At 39.6% G+C, this 19,864-nt stretch carries 21 protein-coding genes; 9 read left to right on the top strand and 12 right to left on the bottom strand.

Translation table 11 applies throughout. The features are described 5' to 3' along the window. Positions 1 to 54: 54 nt before the first annotated feature. From hflX to cutA, 11 genes are all read right to left on the bottom strand, one after another. The gene (gene hflX, locus DO88_RS15120; protein WP_007375940.1) at positions 55 to 1,344 is read right to left on the bottom strand and encodes a ribosome rescue GTPase HflX; all 1,290 of its coding nucleotides are present in this window, start codon (positions 1,342 to 1,344) and stop codon (positions 55 to 57) included. 15 nt (positions 1,345 to 1,359) lie between these two features. After that, entirely contained in the window at positions 1,360 to 1,623 is a 264-nt protein-coding gene (hfq, locus tag DO88_RS15125) for an RNA chaperone Hfq (RefSeq protein ID WP_007375939.1), read from the bottom strand. Positions 1,624 to 1,704: 81 nt separating this feature from the next. Next, complete coding sequence (gene miaA, locus DO88_RS15130; protein WP_033038182.1) at positions 1,705 to 2,622, bottom strand: tRNA (adenosine(37)-N6)-dimethylallyltransferase MiaA; 918 nt, start codon at positions 2,620 to 2,622, stop codon at positions 1,705 to 1,707. 10 nt (positions 2,623 to 2,632) lie between these two features. Beyond that, positions 2,633 to 4,486 (bottom strand): DNA mismatch repair endonuclease MutL, encoded by a 1,854-nt coding sequence (mutL, locus tag DO88_RS15135; RefSeq protein WP_033038181.1) that lies wholly within the window; start codon positions 4,484 to 4,486, stop codon positions 2,633 to 2,635. Positions 4,487 to 4,522: 36 nt separating this feature from the next. After that, positions 4,523 to 5,866: an N-acetylmuramoyl-L-alanine amidase gene (locus DO88_RS15140; protein ID WP_033038180.1), complete on the bottom strand. Its 1,344-nt coding sequence runs from the start codon at positions 5,864 to 5,866 to the stop codon at positions 4,523 to 4,525. 24 nt (positions 5,867 to 5,890) lie between these two features. Further along, positions 5,891 to 6,361 carry a tRNA (adenosine(37)-N6)-threonylcarbamoyltransferase complex ATPase subunit type 1 TsaE gene (gene tsaE / locus DO88_RS15145; protein WP_007375935.1) on the bottom strand — a complete coding sequence of 157 codons (471 nt, stop codon included), beginning with the start codon at positions 6,359 to 6,361 and terminating at the stop codon, positions 5,891 to 5,893. Between the two features lie 125 nt (positions 6,362 to 6,486). Beyond that, entirely contained in the window at positions 6,487 to 7,827 is a 1,341-nt protein-coding gene (gene accC / locus DO88_RS15150) for an acetyl-CoA carboxylase biotin carboxylase subunit (protein WP_007375934.1), read from the bottom strand. A 26-nt stretch (positions 7,828 to 7,853) separates the two neighbouring features. Beyond that, entirely contained in the window at positions 7,854 to 8,318 is a 465-nt protein-coding gene (gene accB, locus DO88_RS15155) for an acetyl-CoA carboxylase biotin carboxyl carrier protein (RefSeq protein WP_002958842.1), read from the bottom strand. 38 nt (positions 8,319 to 8,356) lie between these two features. Beyond that, positions 8,357 to 8,809, bottom strand: coding sequence for a type II 3-dehydroquinate dehydratase (gene aroQ / locus DO88_RS15160; protein WP_007375932.1), 453 nt, complete (start codon positions 8,807 to 8,809; stop codon positions 8,357 to 8,359). A gap of 227 nt (positions 8,810 to 9,036) precedes the next feature. Next, positions 9,037 to 10,866: a protein-disulfide reductase DsbD gene (locus tag DO88_RS15165; protein ID WP_033038179.1), complete on the bottom strand. Its 1,830-nt coding sequence runs from the start codon at positions 10,864 to 10,866 to the stop codon at positions 9,037 to 9,039. Next, the gene (gene cutA / locus DO88_RS15170; protein WP_008138826.1) at positions 10,866 to 11,186 is read right to left on the bottom strand and encodes a divalent-cation tolerance protein CutA; all 321 of its coding nucleotides are present in this window, start codon (positions 11,184 to 11,186) and stop codon (positions 10,866 to 10,868) included. The genes DO88_RS15165 and cutA overlap by 1 nt, the downstream gene beginning before the upstream one ends. A 178-nt stretch (positions 11,187 to 11,364) precedes the next feature. Here cutA and DO88_RS15175 point away from each other — a divergent pair, with 178 nt between their 5' ends. From DO88_RS15175 to DO88_RS15215, 9 genes are all read left to right on the top strand, one after another. Next, positions 11,365 to 11,841, top strand: coding sequence for an FxsA family protein (locus DO88_RS15175; RefSeq protein WP_008138824.1), 477 nt, complete (start codon positions 11,365 to 11,367; stop codon positions 11,839 to 11,841). 110 nt (positions 11,842 to 11,951) lie between these two features. Continuing rightward, positions 11,952 to 12,239: a co-chaperone GroES gene (locus DO88_RS15180; RefSeq protein WP_007580032.1), complete on the top strand. Its 288-nt coding sequence runs from the start codon at positions 11,952 to 11,954 to the stop codon at positions 12,237 to 12,239. Positions 12,240 to 12,287: 48 nt separating this feature from the next. Further along, positions 12,288 to 13,937: a chaperonin GroEL gene (gene groL / locus DO88_RS15185; protein WP_002958835.1), complete on the top strand. Its 1,650-nt coding sequence runs from the start codon at positions 12,288 to 12,290 to the stop codon at positions 13,935 to 13,937. A 332-nt stretch (positions 13,938 to 14,269) separates the two neighbouring features. Next, a complete protein-coding gene (locus tag DO88_RS15190) occupies positions 14,270 to 14,893 on the top strand; it encodes a hypothetical protein (RefSeq protein ID WP_033038178.1) in 624 nt (207 codons plus the stop codon). A 73-nt stretch (positions 14,894 to 14,966) separates the two neighbouring features. Then, positions 14,967 to 15,359, top strand: a complete 393-nt coding sequence (locus tag DO88_RS15195) for a hypothetical protein (protein ID WP_033038177.1) — start codon at positions 14,967 to 14,969, stop codon at positions 15,357 to 15,359. 138 nt (positions 15,360 to 15,497) lie between these two features. Further along, a complete protein-coding gene (locus tag DO88_RS15200; RefSeq protein WP_033038176.1) occupies positions 15,498 to 16,073 on the top strand; it encodes a hypothetical protein in 576 nt (191 codons plus the stop codon). A gap of 197 nt (positions 16,074 to 16,270) precedes the next feature. After that, positions 16,271 to 16,876 carry a hypothetical protein gene (locus tag DO88_RS15205; protein WP_198022395.1) on the top strand — a complete coding sequence of 202 codons (606 nt, stop codon included), beginning with the start codon at positions 16,271 to 16,273 and terminating at the stop codon, positions 16,874 to 16,876. 136 nt (positions 16,877 to 17,012) lie between these two features. After that, entirely contained in the window at positions 17,013 to 17,294 is a 282-nt protein-coding gene (locus tag DO88_RS15210; RefSeq protein WP_033038174.1) for a hypothetical protein, read from the top strand. 92 nt (positions 17,295 to 17,386) lie between these two features. Then, a complete protein-coding gene (locus tag DO88_RS15215) occupies positions 17,387 to 17,803 on the top strand; it encodes a VOC family protein (protein ID WP_033038172.1) in 417 nt (138 codons plus the stop codon). 22 nt (positions 17,804 to 17,825) lie between these two features. Here the strand turns inward: DO88_RS15215 and DO88_RS15220 are convergent, their stop codons facing one another. Further along, on the bottom strand, positions 17,826 to 19,301 hold the full coding sequence (locus DO88_RS15220; RefSeq protein ID WP_033038169.1) for an NAD(P)H-hydrate dehydratase: 1,476 nt from the start codon (positions 19,299 to 19,301) through the stop codon (positions 17,826 to 17,828). Positions 19,302 to 19,864: the final 563 nt, after the last annotated feature.

Below are 19,864 nucleotides of genomic sequence, written 5' to 3'. Positions count from 1 at the left end.
TCTAACAAATCTACCGCGTTTCTCATACAAAAACCGACATTTAAACGTCAATTTTTAATTACGGCTGATAAAACCAGCAATTTCAGGACCAAATTCTTTAATTAAACGATTCCACTCAACCATAGGCATTCTAACATCTAACAGCCAATTACCTTGATCATCAAATCGCTCTTCATGCACTGCGTTTAAACTAAATAATGCAGCCCTTAGGCGACCATACAATGGCGTAAGAAATAAGGTTTCGTTAAACATTTTCTTAGCAAGTAACTCACTAATGGCCTCACTAAGTAATTCACAGCCTTCACCAGTCTGGGCGCTAAGCCACACCCTTATAGGTTGTCCTTCGTCATCGCGATCAATACGGGGAGCTGCGTTATCTAGCGCATCAATTTTATTATAAATTAATAGCTGTGGTACTTCATCGGCTTCAATTTCTTTAAGCACCGATTGTACTTGTTCAATATTTTCTTGAAGACGAGAGTCTGCTGCGTCAATTACATGTAGCTGTAAATCAGCTTCACGAGTTTCAGTAAGCGTTGCTTTAAAAGCCGCGACTAAGTCATGCGGTAAATGACGAATAAAACCAACCGTATCCGCTAAAATAACGGGGCCAACATCACCTAATTCAAGCTTGCGTAAAGTTGGATCAAGCGTTGCAAACAACTGATCGGCCGCATATACGTCTGAGTGTGTAATACGATTAAATAACGTAGATTTACCCGCATTCGTGTAACCCACTAACGATACAGTAGGTATTTCATTACGTGTACGAGCTCGCCTACCTTGTTCGCGCTGTACAGCTACTTTAGCCAAACGCGCACGAATATTTTGAATACGAGCACGAAGTAATCGTCTGTCGGTTTCAAGTTGGGTTTCACCTGGCCCACGCAAGCCAATCCCGCCTTTTTGACGTTCAAGATGGGTCCAGCCTCGAATTAATCGAGTTGACATATGGCGAAGTTGTGCCAATTCAACCTGCAGCTTACCTTCATGGGTACGTGCACGTTGGGCAAAAATATCAAGAATTAGCGTCGTTCTATCAAGTACACGACACTCACAAACGCGTTCTAAGTTACGCTCTTGTGACGGTCTGAGTTGATGATTAAAAATAACGACATCTGCATTGTGGATTTTGACAATTTCAGCTATTTCTTCTGCTTTACCGGTACCGACGAATAGTTTCGGATGTGGTGCTTGACGGCTGCCTTGCACAACCGCCAAACTACTAACACCAGCAGAGGATACCAACATTTCTAATTCATGAAGATCTTCACGATCTCCTTCTTTAGGTAAGTCGATATGAACTAAAATTGCCTGTTCGCCGGATTCATAGCGGTCAAACAAGCATTACGCTCCTAATTAAAAGTTTCCAGCTTCTGGCTCTTCAGTGCTCTCATCCCCTTGAACACCTTGGAAGTTGACTGCGCGAGCAGGTACAACTGTTGAAATTGCGTGTTTATACACCATTTGGTTTACAGTGTTTTCAAGTAAAATAACAAATTGGTCAAATGACTGAATTTTACCTTGTAATTTTATGCCATTTACCAAAAAGATTGATACTGGAATGCGCTCACGACGTAGTGCATTCAAAAATGGGTCTTGTAACGATTGGCCTTTTGCCATGTTATTATTCCTTCGTTCTAGGTGTTATTATAATTAAGTGGCTGAACTTATTTAACAAAGCTAAATTTTGTTCAACTACTACTAGCTTAGCGAACTTACTACACGATGCAAGTTTTCTTCATCACCTGTTGTTAACCAAGTAACATCAGGCCAGCTTCTCAACCAAGTTAATTGACGTTTGGCCAATTGACGTGTAGCAGCGATGCCGCGAAAAACCATTTCATCATGGTCTATCTCACCCGCAAGGTAATCCCACATTTGTCTATAACCTACACAACGAATAGAAGGCATATTGGGGTGTAAATCCTTACGTAGATATAGGGTCGAAACTTCATTTTCAAACCCCTGATCAATCATTATTTTAAACCTTTCTTCAATTCGCGCATGTAATTCACTGCGTTCTTGCGGTGCAATCGCAAATTGATGAAAATTATAAGGTAAAGGTGGCTGTTTTTGCTTTTGCAACTCAGTCATGGTTTTACCAGTTAATCGGTAAACTTCTAAAGCGCGATTAATTCTTTGTGAATCATTTTCACTCATTTTTTCAGCTGCTTTAGGGTCAACTTTAGCTAATTCTTTATATAAATGAGGCCAGCCAAATTCTTTAGCTTGTGCTTCTAATTCTGCTCTTATTACTGCATCTGCTTCAGGCAAAGGCGATAAACCATCAATTAAAGATTTGAAGTACAACATTGTACCCCCAACCAATACAGGCACTTTACCTTGTCTATGGAATTCGTCAATTTTTTGCACTGCATCGCGCCTAAAATCTGCAACTGAATACGTTTCACTCGGGTCAAGTAGATCAATTAAATGATGTGGAGCTTTAACAAGTTCTTCTGCATCGGGTTTTGCAGTTCCAATGTTCATATCTTTATACACTAACGCTGAATCAACGCTGATTATTTCTGTATTTAAATGCTCGCACAGTGAGATAGCCAATGCTGTTTTACCAGCAGCAGTTGGACCCATTAAAAATATAACTGGTAAATTACTCAACACTGATACCTTAATCTAATTGCGTTAAATAGTGATTTAACTCTATTTTAACTGCTTTTTCGCGTAAGCGTTCAATAGTTTGCGGATTATTTTGTAAGCGTATTTGTTGCGCTAAAAATACATTGCTCAAATAAAATCGAGTTGGTACACATTTCATCTGCCACGCTAACCAGTTCTCTATATTTTCGAGTCCCGCTTTACATGCGTCAAGCAGCTCACCTATTGCTGTACTTACATCAAGTAAATATAAACACGCTGGTAATTTTTTAACCATTACAAACTGTTTTTCTATTACGAGTTCAAAACCAAGTAATGTAAACCACGATTGCTGAGCCTTTATAAGCAAGCAATCTTCTTTGTCTAGGCTTACCCGCACAGGTAACAAAAGGGCTTTCCCTTCTAAACTTCCGAACTCTTTAATTTGATTATGCCAATCATCAACTAATGCATATTTAAAATGTGAGCAATACAATTGCTGCTCTGCACTAAATACACACACACCTTCATTAACACTAATGATAGAAACAATCTGTAAAGTATTATGTGTTTGTGCTGGCTCTAACGGCTGTTGTACAGCAGGTATGTTTACTGCATTGTCAAAATGCGCAGCGTGTTGCTCACTCACACCTTGATAAAATGCATTTACATCATGATGATTCGCACTTGATGTAGCGCGATATGTCCCACTCCCCACGCCACTTCGTGTGCCTGATGACGAACTACCTGTCGTTCCAGAATAAGAAGGCTGTAGTTGCGATTTAGGGTAATCAAATACTCCATTGCTCTCTATATTATTACCGCTACTATCTGTTGGGCTTGTGAACACAGAAGAAAATTCAGTTTCAGTGCTTACTGACTCGCTAACAAACTCACCTTGCAAAGGTACTACAACTTGCTTAATAGCTTGCAATATAAAATCATGAATTAATCGCCCTTGATGAAAACGCACTTCATGCTTAGCAGGGTGAACATTTACATCGACCTGTCGTGGGTCAATATCAATATAAATAACAAACCCAGGTAGCTCTTGCGTCCCACTCACCTCTTCAAACGCTTGGCGTATCGCATGTAAAATAAGCTTATCGCGCATCATGCGATTATTCACATAAGTGTACTGAGTAGTATTCGCTGAGCCTACAGGCAGCACCCAACCATGCAACTGTAAACCGCCTTCTCCTGATTGAATATGCAAACCTTGCTCGGCAAAGGCCTTACCTGCAACTTGTGCTACGCGTGTTATAGCCTGAGAGGGATCTGTTTTGGCACGATACTGCCTTACTACTTTTTCGTTGTGAGTTAGTGTAATAGAGACATCAAAGCGACTAAGCGCAATACGCTTTATCAACTCATCAATATGGCTGAATTCAGTTTTTTCGGTGCGTAAAAATTTACGACGTGCTGGGGTGTTAAAAAATAAATCTTTTACTTCAATGGTTGTGCCATCGGGGTGCGCTACTGGCTTTACTTGCACGGCCATGTCGCGGCCTTCTGCAAAAGCTTGCCAAGCTGCTTCTTGCTCTTTTGGTTTTGAGCTCAGCGTTAAACGCGACACAGAACTAATTGACGCAAGTGCTTCCCCTCTAAAGCCAAGTGAGCAAATGTTTTCAAGGTCATCAAGTGATTTTAATTTACTTGTTGCGTGGCGAGAAAGCGCGAGCGTTAGCTCATCTTTACTTATCCCAGCGCCATTATCACGAATACGAATAAGCTTATGGCCGCCGCGCTCTATATCTATTTGAATACGGTTAGCACCAGCATCTAAACTATTTTCGACTAGCTCTTTTACTACCGACGCTGGACGCTCGACCACTTCGCCTGCAGCTATTTGGTTGGCTAAACGCGCGGGTAATATTTCAATATTCATGGAACTTCCTAGCAAACATTGCGCTGATAATAATGACTAACTTTGCGGTATATCAAGCTCTTGCCCAATAAATAAAGTATTAGAGCTTAGTTTATTAACTTGCTTTAATTTACTGACCGTAATGCCATAACGACTTGCCAACATACTCAAAGACTCTCCAGGGCGTACTTTATGTTTTGTTGGGTATTGCGACTTTAATTTGGCAAATAAAGAATCATCAGGTGGATTTTTTAAATAATAATTTTTAATTGAAGTAAATATCGCTTTAGCTAAACGCTCTTGATGATTAGCGCTTTTAAGTAATTTTTCTTCTCGCGGGTTAGATATAAACCCCGTTTCTACCAAAATAGATGGAATGTCTGGTGACTTAAGTACAGCAAGGCTCGCGTGTTGCGGATCTTTTTTATGCAGTTTGGCAACTTTACGCAACTCTTTAACCACCTCGTCGGCTACACTTAAGCCAGTTTTCATCGAGTGGTCCATCGACATATCAAGCAATGCTTGTGCTAGATATTTTTCATTAGCGGCATCTTTCATTACATCAGCAGCACCACCTAAAAGCTCAGAGTGCTTTTCTTTATCTTCTATCCATTTACCTATTTCTGAATTAGCACGCCTTAGTGATAACACCCAAACAGAGGCACCATTTGGTCCTGGGCTTGTAAATGCATCTGCATGAATAGAAACAAAAAAATCGGCCTTTTTTTCACGCGCTCGATTAGTACGCGTATTGAGTTTTACAAAATAATCACCGCTTCGTACCATACGTGAAATCATACCGCGCTCACCGTCGATCATGCGCTCTAATCGCTTTGCTATTTGCAATGTGACTGTTTTTTCGTACGTGCCTGATGGACCTATGGAGCCAGGATCTTCGCCGCCATGGCCAGCATCAATTGCAATAACAATGTCGCGTTCTTGACTTAATTGGCGATTTTTAGCCGCTGTTTGTGCAGGTGATACAACAGTTTTTGCTTGGCTCTTATTATATAAATCAACAACGAGTCTATTTTTATAAGGACCAGTAGGTGCTAAAGCAAACACAACAGGCTTTACTGGTGCGTTTAATTCAAACACTAACCGTACACTGTGCTTATTTTTAGGTTTTGAGTAGCGTAGCTTGCTCACTATTTGATGTTTTGGTGGTACACCTGGCAGTATTTTTAACTCGCTAGTATTTTCTAAATCGACCACTAAGCGGCTAGGGTTTTTTAGCATAAAATAACTAAAGTCGGGCTTGTCATTTAAATCAAACACCACACGCGTACTGTCTGGAGATGGCCATACACGTACGCTATTAATAGTATTTTTCGCCCACAGCGGCAGGCTTATGGTAATAACCATAAGGTAAATAAAGAGTTTAACTGCACCTCGACTCATTTGATAATTACTGCCTTCACTAATTTATTGTTTTTTATTTAGTTTTTCGACAATTGCTACACCGCGATCACTCGCACTATTAATAACAATTTTACGTTCGTTACCCACATAGCTTAGGGTAATATCTAAATCAGGCACAGGAATAAATTCGCCACCTTTTTCAGGCCATTCAACAACACAAATTGCATTTGCTGAAAAATAATCGCGTATTCCCATGTATTCGAGTTCTTCAGGGTCGCCTAAACGGTATAAATCAAAATGATAAACATTTGCTTGTTCAAGCTCATAAGGTTCTACTAACGTATATGTGGGGCTTTTAACCTTACCAGTATGGCCAAAGCCTTGCACTACGCCACGGGTAAACGTGGTTTTACCAGCTCCTAAATCGCCATGTAAATAAATCACCGCACCTTGCTCTATAATAGCTGCAACTTGGTTCCCCATAGTAACGGTTGCCACTTCATCATTTAGGTGTGATTCAAAACTACGCGTCATTACTACCTCAAAAATTTACTTAAAAGCGCATGTTTGCCAATCATACCAGAATATTTATTTAAGGCGATAAATTGCAGTTTCAGGCATAAAAAAACCGGCCTAAGCCGGTTTTTAAAACGCTAGAATTATAACCCTAATTTTTTCTCAAGATAGTGGATGTTAGTGCCACCATTTTGGAAGTTTTCATCTGCAAGAATTCTCTTATGCAAAGGAGTATTAGTTTTAATTCCGTCAATTACTAGCTCGTTAAGTGCATTGCGCGCGCGAGCAATAGCTACGTCACGGTTTTCACCGTAAGTAATTAGCTTACCAATCATTGAATCGTAATGTGGTGGAACCGTATAGTCAGCGTAAATATGGCTGTCCCAACGAATACCTAAACCACCCGCTGGATGGAAACGGGTAATTTTACCCGGTGACGGGATAAACGTTTCAGGATCTTCAGCATTAATACGGCACTCAATAGCATGACCACGAATAACAACATCGTCTTGAGTGAATGATAACGGTTGACCCGCTGCAATTTTTAACTGCTCTTTCACTAAATCGATACCAGTAACCATTTCAGTAACAGGGTGTTCAACCTGAATACGTGTATTCATTTCGATGAAGTAAAATTCGCCGTTTTCGTATAAAAACTCAAACGTACCTGCACCACGGTATCCAATTTCGATACATGCACGTGTACAGCGCTCGCCAATGAATTTACGCGTTTCAGCAGTAATTCCTGGTGCTGGCGCTTCTTCAACTACTTTTTGGTGACGACGTTGCATAGAACAGTCACGTTCACCTAAATGAACTGCATTACCTTGGCCGTCAGCTAATACTTGAACTTCGATATGGCGTGGGTTTTCAAGGAATTTTTCCATGTAAACCATACTATTACCAAAGAATTGCTTAGCTTCTTGCTGTGTTAATGCAATTGAATCAATAAGTTCAGCTTCGCTGCGAACAACACGCATACCACGACCACCACCGCCACCAGCAGCTTTGATGATTACCGGGTAACCGATACGCTTAGCGATTTGCATGTTGCGTTCTTTATCATCTGATACTGGGCCGTCAGAGCCTGGAACACATGGAACGCCTGCTTTACGCATTGCTGCGATAGCAGACACTTTATCACCCATAAGGCGAATAGTGTCGCCACGAGGGCCAATAAATACAAAACCACTTTGCTCAACTTGGTCGGCAAAATCAGCATTTTCTGCAAGGAAACCGTAACCAGGATGAATCGCTACAGCGTCAGTTATTTCAGCCGCAGCAATAATGCGCGGAATATCTAAATAACTTTCAGTTGCTGAAGGTCTCCCAATACAGATGGTTTCATCTGCAAGCAATACATGCTTAAGATCGCGATCTGCCGTTGAATGCACAGCAACCGTTTTGATCCCAAGCTCTTTGCAGGCGCGCAATATACGAAGTGCAATTTCACCTCGGTTTGCAATGACTACTTTATCTAACATTAGAGTTGGCCTTTTAGGTTACGCTATTATTCAATGATGAATAGAGGTTGATCAAATTCTATTGGCTCGCCATTTTCAGCTAAGATAGCTCTTACTGTACCGGCTTTATCTGACTCAATTTGGTTCATCATTTTCATAGCTTCGATAATACAAAGCGTATCGCCAACTTTAACTTGCTGACCAACTTCTACATACGCTGGAGCTTCAGGAGACGCTGCTGCATAGAAAGATCCAACCATTGGTGATTTAACTTGATGGCCAGTAGGTTCTGCTGGAGCTGCTGCTTCAACTGCTACAGGAGCTGCTGCAACTGGAGCTGGGGCTGCTGGCGCCGGTGCATATTGCTGTGGAGCAAATTGCGGGTAACCAGGGCCTGCGCTCATGTTGTTACGGTTAATACGTACTGATTCTTCACCTTCAGTGATTTCTAGCTCAGCAATACCTGATTCTTCTACTAATTCGATAAGCTTCTTTATCTTGCGAATATCCATTACACGACCCGCCTGTTAGTTTGTGTGTTAATTTAAAATTAAATTGCGTTTTGCAACCGGTTAACTGCTGCATTTAATGCTGCGTGATAACCCATTGCACCTAATCCACATATCACGCCTTGTGCCACATCAGAAAAATACGAATGATGACGAAAGGCTTCACGTGCGTGCACGTTACTTAAGTGCACCTCAAAAAACGGAATATCAACACTTAACAGTGCATCACGTAATGCGACGCTAGTATGCGTAAATGCAGCTGGGTTGATAATTATGTAATCAACCGCTTGCCAAGCATCGTGAATTCGTTCGATGAGTACTTGCTCACTATTACTTTGAAAATGCGTTAACTTAACATCTAGACTATCAGCAGCACTGGTTAGTTCGTTCATAATCTCACTGAGCGTCTGAAAACCGTATTTGTCCGGTTCACGTTTGCCAAGCATGTTTAAATTTGGACCATTTATAACTAAAAGGTTAAATTTTGCAGCCATAATACGCGATATATCCTATAAGTAATGAGTTAAGCGGTTACTAACTAATTTTTCACTTTTAAGTAAGTAAAAAAAGCAATGTAGCAACAAATTCTCACGTTAACCAACTATTATAGTGATTTCGATGTAAATAGCAGCAAAATACTGGTCCAATCTCTGTTTTGGGAACGGATAACTAGGAGGTAGTCGTAAGCCACTTGGTATATCCAAGTGGCTCTATTGCACTATTATTGTGCGCTGGCGCGCACTGTAGCAAGGTGTTTAGCAAAATCTTCTGCGTTTAAAAAGCCGGTTACACGTTGTGTAGTTAGCTCTTTACCTTGGGTGTTAAAAAACAAAATACTAGGTAAACCAAACACGGTGTACTCTTCCATTAACTCAATTGTTTTATTGTCACTGTTAGTTAAATCAACTTGAATTAGCTGATAATGGCTAAATTCACTTTGCACTTTGGCATCTGGAAACGTGTAATGCTCAAACTCTTTACACGCCACACACCAGTCGGCATATAAGTCGACCATAACCATTCGACCTTCATTACTCGCTTGCGCTACGGCTTCTTTTAGCTCAGCTAAATCCGCCACCTTTTTAAACTCATTACTTTGCGAGCTTACTTGCATAGCTTGTACTGGCCAAAAGTAGTTTTTAGTTAACGTAAACCCTGTCATAACTAATAGCGTTGCAGCAAACCATAATGCAGTTTTTAACTTGCTTTGTGTTTGGCTACTTTGCCAGTGATGTAGATAAAGTGCCGTTGCTAATGCAAGCACACCTGCCATTAATAATATAATGTCGGCGCTGATTAGGCGCTCAAGTAATATAAGCGGCACAACAAGCATTACAAAGCCAAACAAGGTTTTAACTTGCTCCATCCAACCACCTGCTTTAGGAAGCAACTTACCGCCAGATGTACCAAGTAATAAAAGTGGTAACCCCATACCTAAACTAAGCACGTATAGTGTTAAACCACCTACTAAGTAATCACCACTTTGCGCAACAAATAAGAGCGCCGCCGACAGTGGCGCAGTAGTACACGGTGATGCAATTAGCCCCGACAGTACGCCCATTAAAAATACGCCAACGTAGTTGCCGCCTTTTTGATTGTTACTTACTTGGGTTAGCTTGCTCATCATACTGCTTGGCAATTTAATTTCGTACCAACCAAACATCGACATAGCCAATAATACAAATAGTAAACTAAAGCTAACTAATACAAATGGATGCTGTAAATACCCCTGCACTTGCCCACCAAGTGCAGCAACAACTAAACCTAATGCCGCATAGGTAACTGCCATTCCCTGAATGTATACAAACGACAACGCAAACGCTTTTTTAGTTGAAAGGTTTTGCTGACCCGCAATTAAGCTCGACAAAATAGGAAACATTGGAAATACGCAAGGCGTAAAAGCAAGGCCTACACCAACAACAAAAAATATAAGTAAATTAGTTATTAAGCCCTGACTTGCTAATTGCTCAGTAAAAGTAAGGTCTTTTTCGGTATCATCCGAATTTGTTGTAGGTTCAGTAGCTGGCTCGTTGAGTGCCGCAAATGTACTTTGCGCAGTTGCTGCTTCATCTGTAGTGTTATTTTGGTCTACATTTTTAACCTGTGCACCACTAATAACACTAAGTGGGATGCTGATTACTTCTGGTGGATAGCAAAGCCCTGCTTTTGCACAGCCTTGGTAACGAACTTTAACCACAGCGCCTTCGGTTACATTACTTAGCTTACTAATAACACTCGCGGAATTAAAAAAAACCTCTGTTTTACCAAAAAATTCATCTTCAATAATTTCGCCACGGCCAGAGTCGCCTACTTGAATGTTTGCACCTTTGGCGATAATTTCTATTTTCTTTTTATATAAATAATAGTCTGGCGCTATATCCCAACCTACAAACAAGGTGCTGCCTTGCTGATCAAAGTCAAACATAAACGCTTGGTCTACAGGTAAAAAAGTCTGTTGCGGAGGCCCAAGGAGATCACCAAGCACATTATTAGTTGTAGCCTTTACAGGCGCAGTTAATAGCGTTACCAATAATAAAAAGAAAAAACGCATTAATTCAGTACCTCATCCATCCAATTAAAATATGCTAAGTTTCCAGTTGCAACATCAATAACTTGTATCTCTGGAACTTCATAACTATGCATTGCTTTTATTGTTACAAACACATCGTTCATTTTGTCTGATTTCGTTTTTATAAGTAGTTTAGTTTCAGTCGCTTCAGCCACTTCGCCTTCCCACATATAAATAGATTCCACATTGGGTAAAATATTTACACAAGCAGCAAGCTTTTGCTCAACTAATGCCCTTGCAAGTATACGTGCTTCGTCTTCGTCTTTGCAGATCGTGAAAATCAGTTTAAATTGCGTAGTCATTGTGAACCTTTACTTATTTAACAGTGTCTAGCTTCATAGTATCTGATAGCCGATACAATGTGTAGACGCTTAAATATCAGTAAAATGACTATACCTATGCCCTAACCTTGAAAAGAGACCTCGTCACCCTCATTTATATTTCATCAACTCTTTTGAGTGTCATTATTTAGAGAGCGTTATGTTTAGATTTTTATTTGTGTTGTTTATCATCGTGCCTATTATCGAAATCGCCTTACTAATTCAAGTAAGCGACGTAATTGGTGGGTTTGCAACAATCGCACTTGTTGTTATTACTGCTATTTTAGGTGCCAAAATGGTTAAACAACAAGGTATGAGTGCACTACAAAATGTGCAAACGCAAATGGCACAAGGGCAAATGCCAGCTAAAGAATTATTTACCGGAATATGTGTGGTCATTGCAGGTGTATTACTACTTACTCCTGGCATTATGACTGACGTATTTGGGCTACTATTATTAACCCCTGCCATTCGTAACAAATTGGCAGCAGGCCTTGCTAGCCAAGCAACTGTTAGAATGAGCGCAGGCATGCAACAAGGGCCATCACCGTTTGCTCAACAACCACATTCACCGCGTGAACAGCAGCAAATGGACCAGCCGACCACTATTGATGGTGAATATGAGCGAAAAGATTAAAAATTTATCGTTTTTTCTCTTGGAATTTTTCACTCTACCCCCATTAATGAATGCAAATTAGAAAAGCTTTTTTCTGTACTGTTCAGAAACTGTTAGGAGAACTAAAAAACATGAACATTCGTCCTTTACAAGATCGCGTAATCGTTAAACGTCTAGAAGAAGAAACAAAATCTGCTGGCGGTATTGTATTAACTGGCTCTGCAGCTGAAAAATCAACTCGCGGAGAAGTTGTAGCCGTAGGTAATGGTCGCGTTTTAGAAAACGGTGACGTGAGAGCGTTAGAAGTTAAAGCCGGTGACACTGTGTTATTTGGCTCATATGTTGAAAAAGTTGAAAAGATCGAAGGTCAAGAGTACCTGATCATGCGTGAAGATAATATTTTAGGCATTGTAGGCTAAACCTACTTTTCGTTTATAAACATTTAAGAATTTAGAGGAATTTAAAACATGGCAGCAAAAGAAGTACTTTTTGCAGGTGACGCACGCGCTAAAATGCTAACTGGCGTAAACATCCTGGCAAACGCAGTAAAAGTTACATTAGGTCCTAAAGGCCGTAACGTTGTACTAGATAAATCATTTGGCTCTCCAGTTATCACTAAAGATGGTGTATCTGTAGCAAAAGAAATCGAACTTGAAGACAAGTTTGAGAACATGGGCGCACAAATGGTTAAAGAAGTTGCATCTAAAGCAAATGATGCAGCCGGCGATGGTACAACTACCGCTACAGTACTTGCACAGTCTATTGTTAATGAAGGCCTTAAAGCTGTTGCAGCAGGCATGAATCCAATGGATCTTAAGCGCGGCATCGACAAAGCAGTTATTGCTGCTGTTGCAGAGCTTAAAGCGTTATCTGTTCCTTGTTCTGATACTAAAGCAATTGCACAAGTAGGTACTATTTCAGCTAACTCTGATCAAGAGATTGGTAATATCATTGCTCAAGCAATGGAAAAAGTAGGCCGCAACAGTGGTGTTATTACTGTAGAAGAAGGTCAATCACTTGAAAACGAACTAGATGTTGTTGAAGGCATGCAGTTTGACCGTGGTTACTTATCTCCTTACTTTATCAACAGCCCAGAAAAAGGCACTGTTGAGCTAGATAACCCATTTATTCTACTTGTAGATAAAAAAATATCTAACATCCGCGAATTATTGCCAACATTAGAAGCGGTTGCTAAAGCAAGTAAACCACTACTAATCATTGCAGAAGACCTTGAAGGCGAAGCACTAGCTACATTAGTAGTTAATAACATGCGCGGTATTGTTAAAGTATCAGCTGTTAAAGCACCTGGCTTTGGCGATCGTCGTAAAGCAATGCTACAAGATATCGCTGTATTAACTGGCGGTACTGTTATTTCTGAAGAAATCGGCTTAGAGCTTGAAAAAGCAACAGTTGAAGACCTAGGTACAGCTAAACGCGTAATTATCACTAAAGATGATACAACTATCATTGACGGTGCTGGAGAAGAAGCGGGTATTACTGGTCGTGTTTCTCAAATTAAAGCACAAATTGAAGAAGCTACATCAGACTACGATAAAGAAAAACTTCAAGAGCGCATGGCTAAATTAGCTGGCGGTGTTGCAGTAATCAAAGTAGGTGCTGCTACTGAAATTGAAATGAAAGAGAAAAAAGACCGCGTTGAAGATGCATTAAATGCAACTCGTGCAGCGGTTGAAGAAGGCGTAGTACCTGGCGGCGGTGTTGCACTTGTACGTGCTGCTAGCAAGCTAGTTGATTTAGTTGGCGACAACGAAGATCAAAACCACGGTATTAAAGTTGCACTTCGTGCGATGGAAGCACCACTTCGTCAAATCGTAACTAACGCAGGCGACGAAGCATCAGTTGTAATTAACGCAGTTAAAGGCGGCGATGGTAACTACGGTTACAACGCAGCAACGGGCGAATACAACGACATGATTGAAATGGGTATCCTAGATCCAACTAAAGTAACACGCTCTGCACTACAGTTTGCAGGGTCTATTGCGGGTCTAATGATCACTACTGAAGCAATGGTAGCTGAAATCCCTAAAGACGAATCTGCTGGTGCACCTGATATGGGTGGCATGGGCGGAATGGGTGGTATGGGCGGAATGATGTAATCATCACAACCCACATTAACCATTGATTTATAAGGGTTTATCCACTCTACGTAGAGACATATGTAGAGACATGGATAAACCCTTTTGTATACTTAGGTATACACCTGCCCTACTTTCCTATTCTACCTAGTAAATAAAACTACTTCTTCATACCCTCTTTTAAATTATTTAGATTAGCTCACTACATATGTGTTGTGGGTACTAAAGTACTCTTACGATTGCGTCGCTCCATGTTTTTTAAAACAACGTTCAGTTGAAAAGCTGAATCTTATGTAATACTTTAATGATTCATGAAAGACAAACACCCATTTACACACTTGCAAGGAAGCTAAATGAAACATCTACTTTTACTGAGCATACTGATTTTATCTGGTTGCATGTCAATACCAAGCACTGAGTCTATGGCGACAAGTATGTTTAACATACCTTCCTCTGGACATTCAGAGTTTGATGGAACTAAGCATATTCGTATGAGCAATATGGGGTGTATTAATATTAGATTTGAGCTTTACCAAGACACGCTCAAAGCAGAAAAAGGTATTGTTCTTTTAAAAGCAGGGACGAACACAATTACAAATATAGGTAACGATTCATCACTACATTTTAGGTTAGATGATGGCGTGCATAGCTTCTCAGCCTCAAGCCTCTTAACAGAGCATGAGTCCACACAGTTCAAATATGGAGTCACAAGTAACTTTTCATATAAAACTTTTATTGTCCCAGAAGAATTTATAAGAAAAATAGCTAACTCAGATACTTTTATAGCTAAAGTAAATCTTTTAAATAACACCTATCTCGAAGGTAAATGCTCTACCTTAACCCTTAAAGAAACAAGGGAAATGAACCAATACTCAGACATACAGATAACCCAAGAGACACTTGATATATCTAACAAAATAGTAGCAATAACAGGCTTCCGTAAATTTGTAGAGATGATGAATTCAGCTAACTGGTAAATCAGTCAGACTAAAATTTTACGCTAAAAAACCTTAAGTCACATCTATATAAATTTAAACAGAGAGTCATGATTTGAAAACTTTATTCACACTTATTCTTATATCGTTCAACTTCAGTACATTAGCTAATGTCGATGAGTATCAATTCTGTCAAGCTCGTGTTGATTCAATTAGACAGTTATCTAAACTATCTATAAATGAACTCACATCGCTTAAAAAATCTATTGCTATTGCATCTTCAATAGAAGAGCTTAATACAGCCACTTCTAAAGATTTTTCACCCGTAGTTACTTCTATCCAAGAACACCAAAAAATAACTAAAGCATTGGCAGAAAAAACAACTTTACAGTTACTTAAAATGCTCGAAACAAGTGCTATAAGTAAAGCAATAAGCTTGCATGGTAACGAGAATGAAAGAATTTGGAGTTTTCAATTTGATAAGTGTGTAGAAGACAATTTAGACTAAGGGTTAAAAGCATATAGCAAACTTTTCAAGAGGTTAAATGGATCGCTCCCATTTCTTAATTAATTATCTTAAACGACTACTTTTTGGCTCTCAATAAGGTGTTACTCTTATTTGAATAATCGAAACAAGGCTAGGGAAATGGCATTACATCCACACTTAAATGACTTCTACAACGAGTGGCTATCCAAAGCAGATAATTATGATGGGCGGCAACTATCTGACTACTTTAATAAGGCTTTTTCATTATTCACTTTATATAATAAATTGTATGCAGAGGCTACTTTCGAACTTGCCAGAAGAAATGTAATCACTTTAAGTAACACGTTCCCTGATCGCAAAGGAGCTACAGAATATGCACCTAAATTTATTGGATATATGCCTCTTTACATTGCTATCACTGACGATCAAAATTGTAGTGATTGTTTACAAAGCTTAATTGGACATATCAGTGATCATGATTTTTATATTAAGTTGAGTATGCCCTACGGTGAGCCCCAGATTGAAAAGGATAATGACTTAGTGAAAAGACTTAACTCCAAAATTCCCTCTGTCAAAGTCACTGCAATCTTAGATCTAATTTACTCTGTCAGATGTAATATGTTCCATGGGAATAAGCAGTTTGATCATGTACAGGTAGAGTTACTTAGCCCTATCACCGTTATACTTCGAGCTGTAATTATAACGTTATATGCAGCTCTGAGAGATGAGCTATAACAGCTCATTGCAGAGAGCGTCTGTAATGTATGGTTTATAAGGGGGGTATGGGAGAGGTATTAGATGGTATAAGCGATTGCATCGACTCACTACGCTTAAAAAAAACGTGTTTTATATTTATCTGTTTTTTATAAATGTAGAGCAAGTATGATAAGTGCGTTAAGCTTAGCTATAAAAGTCATATTCATATTGGAGCTATGGTGTATAACAGAAAGGAAGTTAAAGAAATAATATGGAAGAAATGGCTATTCCCAGACTTTTCTAACAAACTCACTTGGTTCATTGGGGGGACTGGAGCAGCAATCATTTTAACCCCAACCCCTTTTAAACACCTATTTTACAATTGGCTGGTAGATACCTTTAATTTAAATTCTGGTATTCCTTATACCCTATCAGATTTGCAAAACAGTACAGCTGATTATTCTTTAGGGTTTGGTTTAATCTTTTTAGCCCTACTACACAATATTGTTTATCGAGTCCTCATATATAAGACTGAGCAACTATCTCAAAATAAGAAACAGGCTCAAATTGATGTAGATAAAAAATTATTCATAGAATTCGCTACTTTATTACCTGCAGATGGCCTTGATGTATGCACATTAAAAGACCATGACTTTGGTAATGCTCATTATAGAGGTAGTTTTGATTCTTTAGAGAAGTTTGTTAATACGTGGGACAACGCTCAAAAATCCTTCTTAGATGAAGAGCTTGAGTCTAAAAGAAGTCATTTTTTAGGTAAGGTAAAGCATTTTATTTATACCCTCGCTGTTAAGTCTTACCCTATTGGTAATGGCGATGTGTGATAAACATCACCGTTTAAGCACCTCGCTTATATAAAAAACCAGCTTCGGCTGGTTTTTTGCTTTTTAGAATAAAAATCATTGATATTGTTTAATTTATACCCATACCTAAGTTACGTATAACTAAGATTTATATTAAATGGATTTATTAAATAATAACGAAATATTCATCTTCTTTGTTTTTGTTGCTCTTGTGACTGGGTTATTTTCATTCGTAGTTTGGGCTATGCTCAAAATGGTCACGTGGGGTAAAAGTATGTCTAAGGGGGCTTATTTATTTTTAGCATTCTTTCCGCTTATTTCTATTATTCCTATCCCACCACCTACATACGAAAATGTACAAAAAGCAAAACAAGAACAAAGAAAACGCAAAGAAGACTCAGGTGATCCACCCGATGATGAAGACGAACTCGCAAGTTAATTCATATTACATACTGCGGGCATATACCTGCGTAATCGTTTACTAAATATGATAAAAAGCACATTTATTTAATAGTACAGAGTGAGCTAAACATGACTAACGTTCAACAGCATATCGGCAGCATTGCATTAGTTGTTAAGGACTACGACGATGCCATTGAGTTTTATACTCAAAAGCTCAATTTTGAGTTAGTAGAGGATACTGATTTAGGAGAGGGTAAACGCTGGGTGTTAATTTCACCTCCAAATTCAAACGGGGCTTGTTCGAGCAGGACTAATCTACTACTTGCTAAAGCCACAACACCCGAACAAATAAGCGCTATTGGTAATCAAACGGGTGGGCGCGTGTTTTTATTTTTGCATACCAATGACTTTTGGCGAGATTATAATTTAATGCTTTCTAAAGGCGTTACATTTAAGGAAGAGCCTAGAGTAGAACCCTATGGCACCGTAGTGGTTTTTGAAGACTTATATGGTACGAAATGGGATTTACTACAACTTAATAATTAGTACGATAAAGTGACGCTTAAACTCACGTCACTTTATTAACTAACTCTCTTACAATTGGGAATAAATCACTGGGTAGCATTCCCCTTTGCCCGTCTCGCTCACTGGCGATATCACCGGCTTTAGCGTGCAGTGTTACACCATAACGTGCTGCTTCATCAATAGTTAAACCTTGAGCAAGTAAAGCACCAATGATACCAGTAAGTACATCGCCACTGCCGCCAACGGCGAGTGCCGGACTGCCATCTTCACATACCCACGTTTGCTGAGCATTATCTATTAATGTTCCGGCCCCTTTTAATACACAAGTCGCGTTATAGCGCTTGGCGCAAAGGCGGGCATAATTAAAGCGGTCTGATTCTATTTCGCTGGTGCCAACACTTAGCAGTCGTGAAGCTTCGCCTGGGTGTGGCGTAAGTACGCATTGCTTTAACGTGTATGATGAAGCTTGCTTAGCGAGTAAATTAAGGGCGTCTGCATCTATAACTAATGGCATTTTATTGCTTTGGCAATATTGCATTACTTCATCGAATGTTTGTTGTGCCCACTCATCTTGCCCAAGCCCTGGGCCAATAACAACACAGCTTGCCCACTCTAGCGCTTGATGTAAGTTATTACTGCTTACCATAAGCTCTGGTCTGCCAATACTAATAGGCGTTATTGAGCTTTCGTGTGTATACACCCTTACCATGCCAGCACCCGCTCTAAGAGCTGCTTCACTACTTAACCTAATTGCACCTGCAGTAGCTTGATTGCCACCAACACATAAAAGCTTGCCATGGCTGCCTTTGTGGCTATTGATTGCCCGCGTGGCTATTCCTTTAAAGCTATTAATATTTATCAAGGTTCCTGAAGATTGAGCGATACAAGTAAACGCATCACCAATTGCTAAATCATCAAATACTAACTTACCGCTATATTGTTTACCTGCTGTAGTTGTGAGTCCTTGCTTTATACCCACAAAAGTAACGGTTGAAGTCGCTTGTACTGCGCACCCTAAAGGCTGCCCTGTATTAGCCTCAATACCTGATGGGATATCAATGCTTATTACGGGCTTACCACTGTTATTTACAGCGTTAATTATATTCGCAAAATTATCGCGCACGGCGCTATTAAGCCCAGTCCCAAGGAGCGCATCAATAACGATATCGCACTCATTAAGAGCATCTTTTGTAAAATGAGAAACCATCCCACCCGCTTCTATCCATAGCTGCTGCGCTTTTGCAGCATCACCTTTTAATGTTTTTTCGGGTTCAGCAGCACATACTGCTACCTTTTTACCTGATTGCATAATAAGCCTAGCTACAACGTAACCGTCTCCAGCATTGTTACCATGGCCAACAATGACTAATGTATGCTGTGCATCAAATAACTGCCATTGCTTATATACAGCCTCGCCTGCACGCTGCATTAGGGTAAATAAATCATAATGACTATTTTTAGCAGCTAAAGCTTCATTGTCTCTCACTTGCTCGGCGCTAAATAGAGTTTGGTTCAACATAAATATTCCCCTTAACTGGCTCTAATTTTACTTTATCAAGACTCAAACCTATCGGCTAGATTAGTAATTAATTTTTTGTATTTTATGTAGCTGTGTTAGGAGGTAAATATTTAAATAAAAAGCCACTCTGGAACAAAAGTAGGAACACCGCTTTTATATGACACTTTATTTTAGACATTAAAAAGCCCGAAACTAAGCTCGGGCTTTTTGGTAATAATTAGCTAGGCTAATAATTACGCTTTGAACGTTGCTACAAAGCACCTACGCCTAAGGCAAGAGCGCCACCTTCATATGACACTTTTCTTCAGACATTAAAAAAGGCCACCTAAGTGACCTTTTTATAACAATTAACTTTTAAGCTAATTATTACGCTTTGACCGTTGCTACAAAGTACCTACGCCTAAGGTAAGAGCGCCACCTTCATATGACACTTTTCTTCAAGCATTAAAAAAGGCCACCTGAGTGACCTTTTTATAACAATTAACTTTAAAGTTAATTATTACGCTACGATAGTTGCTACAACACCAGCACCTACAGTACGACCACCTTCACGGATAGCAAAA

The organism is Pseudoalteromonas sp. S3431 (assembly GCF_000690035.1).
GTDB classification, from domain to species: Bacteria; Pseudomonadota; Gammaproteobacteria; order Enterobacterales; family Alteromonadaceae; genus Pseudoalteromonas; species Pseudoalteromonas fuliginea.
This window is presented reverse-complemented; position numbering and strand designations above follow the sequence as displayed.